General features: G+C 63.1%; 9 protein-coding genes. 8 read left to right on the top strand and 1 reads right to left on the bottom strand.

Annotated features, from left to right (window positions below):
* The first annotated feature begins 612 nt into the window (after positions 1 to 612).
* From RWT78_RS24130 to RWT78_RS24120, 3 genes are all read left to right on the top strand, one after another.
* Positions 613 to 981: a hypothetical protein gene (locus tag RWT78_RS24130; protein WP_298773656.1), complete on the top strand. Its 369-nt coding sequence runs from the start codon at positions 613 to 615 to the stop codon at positions 979 to 981.
* A 424-nt stretch (positions 982 to 1405) separates the two neighbouring features.
* Complete coding sequence (locus RWT78_RS24125) at positions 1406 to 1627, top strand: hypothetical protein (protein ID WP_209923336.1); 222 nt, start codon at positions 1406 to 1408, stop codon at positions 1625 to 1627.
* A gap of 401 nt (positions 1628 to 2028) precedes the next feature.
* Positions 2029 to 3183, top strand: a complete 1155-nt coding sequence (locus RWT78_RS24120) for an epoxide hydrolase (protein WP_314681469.1) — start codon at positions 2029 to 2031, stop codon at positions 3181 to 3183.
* A 39-nt stretch (positions 3184 to 3222) separates the two neighbouring features.
* Here RWT78_RS24120 and RWT78_RS24115 read toward each other — a convergent pair whose 3' ends face one another.
* Entirely contained in the window at positions 3223 to 3807 is a 585-nt protein-coding gene (locus RWT78_RS24115) for a WYL domain-containing protein (RefSeq protein WP_196248302.1), read from the bottom strand.
* Positions 3808 to 4144: 337 nt separating this feature from the next.
* Between RWT78_RS24115 and RWT78_RS24110 the strand changes: the two genes are divergently transcribed.
* The 5 genes from RWT78_RS24110 (at position 4145) to RWT78_RS24090 (ending at position 10619) form a co-directional block, all read left to right on the top strand.
* A complete protein-coding gene (locus RWT78_RS24110) occupies positions 4145 to 5191 on the top strand; it encodes an MFS transporter (protein ID WP_030537352.1) in 1047 nt (348 codons plus the stop codon).
* A gap of 177 nt (positions 5192 to 5368) precedes the next feature.
* A complete protein-coding gene (locus tag RWT78_RS24105; protein ID WP_054827568.1) occupies positions 5369 to 7051 on the top strand; it encodes a Mu transposase C-terminal domain-containing protein in 1683 nt (560 codons plus the stop codon).
* A gap of 4 nt (positions 7052 to 7055) precedes the next feature.
* Positions 7056 to 8021, top strand: coding sequence for a TniB family NTP-binding protein (locus RWT78_RS24100; RefSeq protein WP_054827569.1), 966 nt, complete (start codon positions 7056 to 7058; stop codon positions 8019 to 8021).
* On the top strand, positions 8018 to 9256 hold the full coding sequence (locus RWT78_RS24095) for a TniQ family protein (RefSeq protein WP_256670145.1): 1239 nt from the start codon (positions 8018 to 8020) through the stop codon (positions 9254 to 9256). Before RWT78_RS24100 ends, RWT78_RS24095 begins: the two co-directional genes overlap by 4 nt.
* A gap of 193 nt (positions 9257 to 9449) precedes the next feature.
* Positions 9450 to 10619 carry a site-specific integrase gene (locus RWT78_RS24090; protein ID WP_054827592.1) on the top strand — a complete coding sequence of 390 codons (1170 nt, stop codon included), beginning with the start codon at positions 9450 to 9452 and terminating at the stop codon, positions 10617 to 10619.
* The last annotated feature ends 60 nt before the right edge of the window (positions 10620 to 10679 follow it).

Here is a 10679-nt window from a genome sequence, read left to right as displayed (position 1 = left end):
GGCCACTATCACCTGGGCCACTCGGTACGAGGAAAACACACCGCACACCTTTGGGTGACCCACCCTGCTGGTCGTCAGTACCAGCTGGGTGGGTCGAGTGTGCCCAACTCTGGGGGGCCGGGCACACGATCGGGAGCGGCTCGCCTGCAGTCGTGTGACATCTCGGCGAACCCCTATCCATCGCCGCCTCGAACGGAGATGGTGCGGAAGGGAAATGTAGCGCACACGATTTCACTGACCTGTAACCACCCGGCGTGTTTCGGCGGCCATTTCGTTCTTGCGATGTGAGGCGGATCTAAGCTCACCTCGACAACCACGGCCTCAACCTCACGGGAGCAGCGATGAGTCCTCGGCCCACCTGGCTCCACACCCGATCCACCGAATTCCGGGCCGCCCTCCTCGATCTCGGGCTCACGATCACCGACACCGAAGCCCGGAATATCCTCGACGACAAAGTCTCCGAATACGCGACCTTGATGAGAGTCACCCGCCAGACCACGCAGCGCGATTTCACCGACGAACGCCTCCTCGCATTCGCGCAGTCCCTCGCTGTGTCACTCTCCGACGAAGCCCCCCGGCGCCGACCTGATCGGATTCGAGCGCAGCATCTCCATGCCCGTCGCCGCCGTCGGCCTGACCACCGCGGCGCTGGCCGAAGCCTTGAAAGTCGCACACATCAACCTCGACGACAAAGAAGCTGTCGCCGGCCTGTCCCTGCTCTCGACTCTCGGCATGATCACCGCCGACGCGAACCACTCCGTCGTCCCGACCCCACGCCCGCTGCTCTTGCGGATCGCCCGCTACCTCGACGGCGCCGCAGCATCCGTCACCGACGGTGCGAACCTGCCCGACGGCCTCGACAACACCCACCGACAGCACTTCGCGGACATCCTCGCCCAGGACGCCGACGGAATCCGGGCCCTCGCCAACAACGAAGACGGCGACACCCCGCGACTGTGGCGCACCCCCAACCCACGCTGACCGCCGACGCAGCGAAAACACAGTCGATGCGCTGAAACCTGCCGGACGGCTCGCCCGCCGATAGACCAGAGGTGGCTACCGGCGGAGCGTTCGCCATACCCGTTGGGGACCGGGTGATGCCGCCCCCGAAAATTTACGTGCCACCCACCCCGGTTACCAGTCTTCGCACAGTTACAGCTACTTGAGCATTGAACTACCGAGGAGTACCTCGCCGCCTGCAGGTGAACCGTACCGAGCTAGTTCCTCGCATCCAGGGGTGCGCCGTCACTTACCTCCCACGTACCGAGCGCCCAGCAATGACGCAGTAACATCACACTGTGGTGCGCTGCTTTCCGCCTCGGTTCCAGCGCACCACCCGTTGCCACCGCGCAGGCAGTCGCCCCTTTCACTCGGCCTGCATGATCCACACGTGCAGGAGCTACCCATGGCCTCCCCCGACGAGCGTCTGACCGCCAAACTCGAGCAACTCCCCATCAGCGACGACGCCCCCATGTGTTCACTCCTGCGCACCACCCTGCTCAAACACGCTCAACACGGCAGCGACATCACCGAACCCACTGTGCTGGGACTGCTCGCTATCACCGGCGCCCTCGAAGAACGACTCACCCGACTCGAAGCCACGATTCAGCCCTCCCCCACACCATGACGGCACCACCGCCTCGCATCGACCGACGAAAGCGCGTCCGAAAATTCCTCGGAGCGAGGTCAGAAATTGCCGTTATCCTCGGCTGCATCCTCTTCGCCCTCGTCATCGTCTGGTGGGCAGCCTGAAAAAAACTTCTCTGTCGAAAAGACAAGGTCTGTGGGTTATTCGACATAGATTGTCGACACCAGTTCTCGACACCGCTCCCTCAGTACGAACTGGGGTGTGAATCGCGGATTTAGGTGGCACGCCTTTTACGGTGATAGCTGTCGCGGGCGCTGTGCCGACCCGCGGCTCCCAAACGATCATTTTCGGCAGGGGGACAGGGTATGTCCTCGTTCGTTCCTAGCGTCGTCGTCGTGGCGTGGTCCATCTGAGCCAGCACGCGATGGAAGGAACTTTGTATGAGTGCAGAAGTACAGCCGTTTCGAATTGACATCCCCGAGAGCTCTGTCGAGGAGCTAAAACGCCGGTTGAGCGAGACCCGGTTTCCGCCGCCGCTGCCTGGTGATGACTGGTCGACAGGAGTGCCGGTCAGCTATCTGCGACGGTTGGTCGCGTACTGGGTTGACGAGTTCGATTGGGCGGAGCAGCAAGCGTCGCTGAACATGCTTCCGCAGTTCACGACTGTGATCGAGGGGCAGACGATCCACTTTGTCCACGTCCGATCGAAGGTTTCGGGCGCGCTGCCGCTGGTGCTCACTCACGGATGGCCGGGGTCGTTCGTTGAGTTCGTGAACCTCATCGGCCCCCTCACTGATCCGGAAGCGCACGGAAGGGCGGCGGCGGATGCGTTCGATGTGGTCATTCCGTCGCTGCCGGGATTCGGATTTTCGAGCCCGGTGGTTGAGGGCGGTTGGGACGCGGCTCGAATCGGGCGGACGTGGGCAACACTGATGGAACGTCTCGGCTACGACCGATACGGGGTACAGGGTGGTGACATCGGTGCTGCCGTCTCTCCCGAGGTCGCGCGAGTGGCACCGTCTCATGTGGTCGGCGTCCACGTTAATGGTTCGATGGGAATGCCGTTGCAGGCTCCCAGCGAAGCAGATCTTGCGTCGTTCACTCCGTTGGAGCTTGACCGTCTGGGGCGGGTTCAGGCGTTCATGCAGGAGGAGTATGGCTACATCGCGATCCAGTCCACTCGACCTCAGACTCTCGCCGCGGGGCTCGTGGATTCTCCCGCTGGCCAGCTTGCGTGGATCATCGATAAGTTCCAGAAGTGGACCGTTCCGCACGAGGAGCTTCCCGAAACGATCATCCCCCTCGATCGAATCCTGACCGACGTCTCCCTGTACTGGTTTACCGAGACCGCGGGCACAGCTGCCTACATCGGGTACGCGCAGCACTCAGCGTGGGGAGCAACTAAGGAGCCCTCCGGTGTTCCCACCGGGGTCATCATGTTCGCTCACGACGTCGGTATTCGCCGCTACGCCGAACTGGAGAACACCATCACTCGGTGGACTGATGTGACCGACCGTGGCGGGCACTTCGCCGCCCTCGAAGAACCGCAGCTCCTTATCGCAGACCTGACGGAGTTCTTCCGGCCTCTCTGCTGACCAGAGTGGGCCGGTCGTGCGATGGCCGGCCCACTCTGGTTAACCTGGCTGCGCTGCGCGAGCAGCTTGCTGCGCTACGTGGACGAACGCGGTCCGTAGCTCGTTGGGTTCTAGCACCTCGATGTCGGCTTGTAGGAGCAGGAGCCATCTGGCGATGGACTCGTAGCTCTCGGCTCCCGCGTGCACGATCGTGGTCCGAGTTGTCTCCTGTTCGATAGCTCCCCATGCCGGCGCAACCCAGCGCTGCACCGTATCCACTGTTGCGTGCACGCGGACGGTGGCGGTCACCTGCTGCCACCCCGCGCTGAGCTGCCGAGTCACCCATTCATCGACGCTCGGGCCGGGAAACGTATGCGATCGGATCGGCATCTGGCTGACGGCGACGTCGGAGATGCGATCGACACGGTACGTCTGCCAATCGTCGGTGTCGACGTCGAAGGCGACGAGGTACCACCGCCGCACTGTGTTGACCATCGCAAGGGGATCAACCCGTCGGTCCTTCGTCGCTCCGTTTCGCTGCGAGTGCTTGAACTCCACTCGACGGCCGAGCAGACATGCTCTTGCCAGCTCACCGAGAACCCCGATGTTGACGACCGGGGAGTCTATTGGTTCGAGACCGTCCACTGGCGCATCGATCGTGACTTTCGCTACCGCATCGATGACCCACCGCACATGAGTGGGCAGTGATGCGAGGAGCTTGCCGAGAGAACTGGCGGTCAGGGTTGGATCAGAGCTTTCCTTCCACCTTCGAAGCGCGAGAGCACATGCCAGCGCCTCATCTGTGGAAAGAAAGATCGGCGGCAGGACCGCCCCAGGTTCGAGAGAGTATCCGCCGTCGACACCGAGACGTGTGTCAACGGGGTACCCCAGATGGCTTTGTCGGCCAATGTTGACGTCGCTTGTTGATAGATCCTGACGTCACTTCGGATCTGGGGTTCCTGCCGCGATTGCATATCGGTGAATGCCAGCGTCACTCACAGCCCGCGGGGAAGGGTCGACGGCATGGCTCGCACTCCTTTCGCAGACCTTTCCTCAGGGCCCAGCTCGCGCGCAAGCGTTCGGCTTATGGGGCGCGGCATCCGGCAGCGGTGGCGCTCTCGGAGTACTTGGCGGTGGAGTCATCGTCGAAACCCTAGGATGGCGGTGGACTCTGCTGGTGAACGTCCCGATCGGGCTCGCACTTCTGGCGTTGCTCATCTTCGGTAACCGGACGCCGCACCCCACCGCACGGCCCCATCTCGACCTGGCCGGCAGCACCGCGTTCCTAGTAGCTACGGCATCACTTGTACTGGCAGTCATGTCGGTTTCGAACTCTTTCACCGCTGCCGGGTGGGCCTTCCTTGGACTGGTCAGTGTCGTCACATTCGTGCTCATCGAGAAGCGCGCGGCATCACCTCTGATCCCTTTTGTAGCGCTCGGTCGAACCGGCGCCTGGCGGCCCGCTACCGCGATGATGTTCATCGGCGGAGCCATGACAGCCACTTTTTACTTCATGACCCTCAACCTGCAGTTGTTCCACCTGCTCAGCCCCCTCGCCACCGGTCTCTCATTCCTTCCCCTATCACTCGGGGCTTTCCTCGCCGCAGCCACCAGTCACCGGCTCCAGCGGCGGCTCGGGACAGACAGAACGACCGCGCTCGGCGCGCTCATCATGACAACCGGTCTGGCCGCGATCTGGGCCTTCTCTGCTGCCCCCTTCCCCGCGGCCCTGATTGCGGCGAGCGGGATCTTCGGCATCGGCATGGGTATCGCACTGGCGTCAATCGCTGACGGCACGACTCACCTGCTCCCCGCAGCACTAGCCGGAGCTGCTTCCGGAGTGCTCACAACCGCGCAGCAGTTTGGAAACAGCTTCGGCCTCGCCATCGTCGCTGCCGCCGACGGGCAGATACCGACCAACCACTACGCCGGAGGGTTCGTATCCACGCTAATCCTCAGCGCTATCGCGCTCGCCCTCCTCGCAACGCACGCCTGGTCGACGCAGAAACTCAGACGTGAATCAGCGTGACGCCAGATCCCGTAAACGACCGTTCATAAGTCAGCCGACACTCTCTGTCAGTTTCAGAAGTGGGCGTCATAATTTCCTGGGGTTTTACCTCCGATTGCAGTCGTCTTCTGACATTCTGACTGCAGAAGTGGACTGCACAATCGGTCGATCACACAGGCCTGGCGTTCGGAGGCTGCGATGGACGCGGACAAGTTCGACGTCGCAGAGACTGGTGTGCTGACCGCGTCGGCCGAGCAGTGGGAGCAGGCACGGTCACGGTTCGCAGTGCTCAGCGAACTAGCGGATCGATCCTCGATCGGCACCGCAGTGGTCGAGGATGCAGCACAGCAGTTGGGGGTCTCGCCCCGGCGTGTGTACGTGCTGTTGTCCAAGCTCCGGAATGGGGGAGGGTCGGTCACAGATCTGTTGGTCTCCGCTCCTGCAGGCGGGCGCGGCCGTTCCCGCGTGCCGGCCGAGGTGGAAGAAGTGATCGCCGAGCACATCAACCGCGAGTTTCTGGCTCGCCAGAAGCTCAGTGTCGCCGCACTGCATCGACATATCGCGCTGGCCTGTCACCGTGCGGGACTCCCTATTCCAGCCCGCAACACAGTCGCCGCGCGGATCGCAGCAATGCACCCGGGCCGCGTCGCACGGTCACGTGGCGGACCGGATGCCGCTCGATCGCGGCAATCCGCTGGCGATGTCCCGCCGCCGGTGACGGCGGTTCTCCAGCAAGTCCAGATCGATCACACCGTGGTCGATCTGATGATCGTCGACGAATACGACCGGGTGCCGATCGGACGTCCTTATCTCACGATTGCTATCGATGTCTTCAGCCGCTGCGTGCCGGGCTTCGTGGTCACACTCGACTCGCCGTCCGCAGTGTCGGTCGGGTTGTGTCTGGGCCGGGTGTGCTCGGACAAAAGCGTATGGATCGACGCTCTGGGGCTCGGCGCGGATGTGCGGTGGCCGATGGCCGGAAAGCCGCGCGCCTTGTACGTCGACAACGCCGCCGAGTTCAAAAGTGAAGCGCTACGGCGGGGTTGCGAGCAACACGGTATCGACCTCGGCTACCGCCCACCCGGCAGGCCGCAATACGGCGGGATTGTCGAACGCATCATCGGCACCGTCATGACCCAGGTTCACGAGCTCCCTGGCACCACGTTCTCGAATCCAACGCAGCGGGGCAGCTACGACTCGGAGGGCGCGGCAGCTCTGACGTTACGAGAACTGGAACGCTGGCTGATTTTGGCGATCGCGGCCTATCACGCGGACGTGCACACCGGCCTGAGCCGGAGCCCGGCTGCGCAGTGGACCAGCAGCACCGACGCCGATACCGCTCTGGCGAGCTCGACAGTGGTGGATGAGACCGCATTCTTAGTGGACTTCCTCCCCGTCATCCGGCGCCGACTGACCCGGACAGGGTTCGTCATCGACCACATCCAGTACTTCTCGAACGCGCTGAAACCATGGATCGCCAGGCGAGAGAAGTTGGGTCAGTTCGTTATCCGGCGTGATCCACGTGATCTGAGCAGGGTGTGGGTCCTGGACCCCGACAGCGGCGGCGGGTACGTCGAGGTGCCATACCGGACGATGTCACATCCGGCCGTGACAGCGTGGGAACACCGGGCAGCGGTGGTGCGCCTTCGAGAACAAGGCCGAGCAAGTATCGACGAACACGCTCTGTTCGCGATGATCGAGCAGATGCGTCAGATAGCCACGTCCGCACAGAGGTACACCAAGCGGGCCCGCCGTAATCGCACTCGCCGTTCTCATCTGAGCAGCATCACCACACCACCGGACACGCAGAGCCCGCCCGAGCTCGGCCCAGGCACCGACGACGTGCCGGTTCCGATCTTCGACGACATCGAAGAGTGGTGAATGGATGAACCACGACCCCCGAAACGCTCCCGCCGGCGACGATGACGACCGTAGTTGCGAAGACATCGACGTCGTTCGTGCGGACCTCACCCACCTGCGAAGTTCGGTCAGATCGATTGCGGTTCTTCCTGCCGCGCAACGCATCAGGCATATTCGTACTGAACGGTGGATCGGGTATCCGCGTGCACGGTCGGTGATCGAGCATCTTGAGACGTTGCTGGTGTGGCCGGATCGGCAACGTATGCCGAACGTGCTTCTGATCGGACCGACGAACAACGGCAAGTCGATGATCATCGAGAAGTTCCGGCGTGCGCACCCTGCTGTCAGCTTGCCCGATCGCGAGCAGATACCGGTGTTGTGTATGCAGATGCCTCCAGACCCAGCACCCGCACGGTTCTACCTGGCGATGCTTGCTGCACTCGGAACGCCGATCCGCCCGCGGAGCCGAGTCCACGAACTCGAACAGCAAGCAATCTCGCTGCTGCGAGCGACCGGGGTTCGGATGCTGATCATCGACGAGCTCCACAATGTTCTCGCCGGCCGCGACAACGTGCGCCGAGAATTCCTGAACCTGTTGCGGTTTCTAGGCAACGAACTGCGGATTCCTCTTGTCGGAGTGGGCACCCGAGAGGCGTACCTCGCGATCCGTAGTGATGCACAGTTGGAGAACCGTTTTCACCCCATGACGCTGCCGATCTGGACCAACGACATCGACACCCGCTCCCTGCTGGCGAGCTTCACCGCCAGCTTCCCGTTGCGTGCGCCCTCGCACCTGACGTCGGCGGAGATGACCGATTACCTCCTCACCCGGTGTGAGGGCACCATCGGCGAACTGGCCACGCTGTTGACCGCGGCCGCAGTGACCGCAATAGAGGCTGGCGAGGAAGCGATCACCTCGCAGGTGCTGACGCAGACTGCCTACTCCGGGCCCACCGAACGCCGTCGCCACTTCGAACGGCATCTGGCATGACATCAGCCGATGCCTCGCCAGCGCCTACAGCGTTCGACCACAGTGGGCATCCGCGGTGGCCGCTGCACCCGCAACCATTACCTGGTGAGACTCTGATGTCGTGGCTTGCCCGGACTAGCAGACTGTATTCGTTGATCGGTACAGCGGATCTTCTCGACGGGCTCGGTGTCGACACTTCGGGCGTGGACCTCGACCGCTACACACCCGAGCCGGTGCTATCCGCGCTTGCCCAGAGGAGCACCTGCACAGCGGAACGGCTGCGTGAGATGACGTTGGCGGGCGGTACGCCCTGGCTGCTCGACAGCACCGACCCCGGCGGATGCGACTTCGACACCTACGTCCATCAGTTCTCTGTCCTACTACCGGCGGGTCTGGCAAGGTCAGATCGACGTCGACGCGCACCGCCCGCCGGCACGTGGCTTCCCTGGGTGAGCAAGCTCGATACGCGGGCATGCCCCTTGTGTATCGACGACCTCGACACAGACGCCGACATCGCGGTCATGATGGCTCATCAGTACCCGATGCTGACCAGCTGCACGAAACACCTCTGCCGGCTCGAATTCTGTGCTGTCATACCCGGCCGACTGGTCTTTTGGGACAGGACACCGCCAGGCTCGGACGAACACGCACCACCGATACCCGTACCGGCAGTCGTCGCAGAAATCGACAGACGCACCGCCGTCGCGTTGACGTGCGGGTCGGTCGAGCTCGGCGGAGGCCGTGTTCATGCCGGAGTGTGGTTCAGGCTGCTGCGTACCGTCGTCGACGAGGTATCGACACCGCTGGTCCGCACCGGATGGTGGGCGAAGCCACTGAGCGCGATCTGGAAGTCCACCGGCCATTCTCGCCCGCTGCGGACATCGTGGGTTCCGTTCGAGCAACTGCGGTGTGACGAGCAAGCGAAGGTTTTGTTTGCTGCCGCGACCGCGATCAATGCGGTCGAGAACGATGAGATAGCCGCGAGCGGTGCTGATGCCTGCTTGCTGCGGCCGCGACGGTACGAGCCGGTCGATCCGGGGGCCGCTCCGACGAGGTCTCGCAGTCCGGTACCCGCCCGCAGCGCTTGGGACGGTGTGATTGCGGCGATCGATGCCGCTGTCGCCGCCGCCCGCGTCGACAGCGATGCCGCCCGATCTTTGTTCGGATTCGCTCGAACGGGGTGCCGCACCGAAGATGACGTCGATGAGCTGGCCTATGCCTTCGTCGAGCTCGGTATTCGACTGGACTGGGACTGAAGCGCGCTAGATCGCAATCGCCACACGTTTCTCTGCGCTTTCAGGCGGAATTCGATCGCACCCTGTAGTCACCCACGGTTTGTGTGCGGTGACCCACGAGAATTTTCCTTCCCGCACCGTCTTCGATGAATCGCCAGGTGAGCGTGTTTTGAATCCGAAAACTGTGTCGGAGGTGCCCGATACAGTTCTGCCCATGACAGAACGCCAGCTCACCGGCGGCTCGGCCGCGATTCCAGCTGTCTTGCCGGGCGGTACTGCGGCCGTGTTTCCGGATTTGCCGCCCGAGGTTGCGGCTCGGATCGAGCGATCGATGGCCGCGTCACGCTCCGCGGGGACCCGGCGGGCCTACGCTTCGGCGTGGCGACGCTTCGAGACCTGGTGCGCCGCCACCGGACATATCTCGTTGCCGGCGCACCCTGCGACGGTGGCTGCCTATCTCGTTGGAGCGGCCGACACACTCACAGTCGAGGGAACGCGGGCATATGCACCGTCGACGTTCGGTAAATGGGTTGCCGCGATCGCCGATAGTCACCGCGCTACTGGCCACGACAACCCGTGCGGCCACGAGATGGTGCGCGCCACCGTTTCCGGTATCCGACGGGATTACGCGTCGGCGGGGGAGCGACCCCGCAATCCGCGTGCGCCTCTGTTGACTTCCGACATCACCACGATCGTCGACCACGCGCGTCGCAGTTCGATCGGGTGGGCGTCGGAGGTCCTCGAACGGCGTGACACCGCGCTGCTGCTGATGGGCTACACCGGCGCGTTTCGGCGGGGTGAACTCGTCGCTCTCGAGTGTCGTGATATCCGCCGCGACCGTCTCGACGGCGCGCACGTACGTATCCGCAAATCGAAGACAGACCAGGACGGTGCCGGTGCAGTGAAGGCATTACCGTTCACTGGCCGCCACGAGTCATGTCCGGTCTGTGCGTGGGTGCGGTGGCTTCAGGTCGTCGCCGCGTTCGACTCCGGGGGCAGAGTCGAGGTCATTCGACTGCTCTCTCGCGCAGTGGAATTCGAGTCTCATATCTGCCTCGGCACCCTTCCTGCAGCCGAGAAACGGTCCCCTCTGTTTCGGTCTGTCCGCAAGAACGGAAACATCTCCGATACGCCGCTGTCCGGGGCTGCGGTACATGCGGCGATCCGTCGACGAGCTACTCGAGCTGGATACGACCCCGACACCGTCGCCCAATTCGGCGGGCATTCTCTGCGTGCAGGATTCGTCACGCAAGCCTTTCGCAACGGTGCCGATGCGCACACGATCATGCGCCAGACCGGGCACACCACACCCGCAATGGTCGAAACATATGCCCGCGAGCACGCACCTCTGGTCGGCAACGCGGTCACCGAACTCGGTCTATGACCGGGCAACTGAGCGGAATTGCGTCCGATGCAACCGCGCGACAGCGGATACAGATGAAGC

Origin of the sequence: uncultured Rhodococcus sp., assembly GCF_963525155.1 — a bacterium.
In the GTDB taxonomy this organism is placed as follows: Bacteria; Actinomycetota; Actinomycetes; order Mycobacteriales; family Mycobacteriaceae; genus Rhodococcus_F; species Rhodococcus_F qingshengii.
The sequence above is the reverse complement of the archived record's forward strand: the minus strand, read 5'-3'. Positions and strand labels throughout refer to the sequence as shown.

Bases quoted from the DNA above. Each gene is read 5' to 3' on its own strand.
- RWT78_RS24130 (WP_298773656.1), top strand. From the start codon at position 613: ATGCCCGTCGCCGCCGTCGGCCTGACCACCGCGGCGCTGGCCGAAGCC.
- RWT78_RS24125 (WP_209923336.1), top strand. From the start codon at position 1,406: ATGGCCTCCCCCGACGAGCGTCTGACCGCCAAACTCGAGCAACTCCCC.
- RWT78_RS24120 (WP_314681469.1), top strand. From the start codon at position 2,029: ATGAGTGCAGAAGTACAGCCGTTTCGAATTGACATCCCCGAGAGCTCT.
- RWT78_RS24110 (WP_030537352.1), top strand. From the start codon at position 4,145: ATGCCAGCGTCACTCACAGCCCGCGGGGAAGGGTCGACGGCATGGCTC.
- RWT78_RS24105 (WP_054827568.1), top strand. From the start codon at position 5,369: ATGGACGCGGACAAGTTCGACGTCGCAGAGACTGGTGTGCTGACCGCG.
- RWT78_RS24100 (WP_054827569.1), top strand. From the start codon at position 7,056: ATGAACCACGACCCCCGAAACGCTCCCGCCGGCGACGATGACGACCGT.
- RWT78_RS24095 (WP_256670145.1), top strand. From the start codon at position 8,018: ATGACATCAGCCGATGCCTCGCCAGCGCCTACAGCGTTCGACCACAGT.
- RWT78_RS24090 (WP_054827592.1), top strand. From the start codon at position 9,450: ATGACAGAACGCCAGCTCACCGGCGGCTCGGCCGCGATTCCAGCTGTC.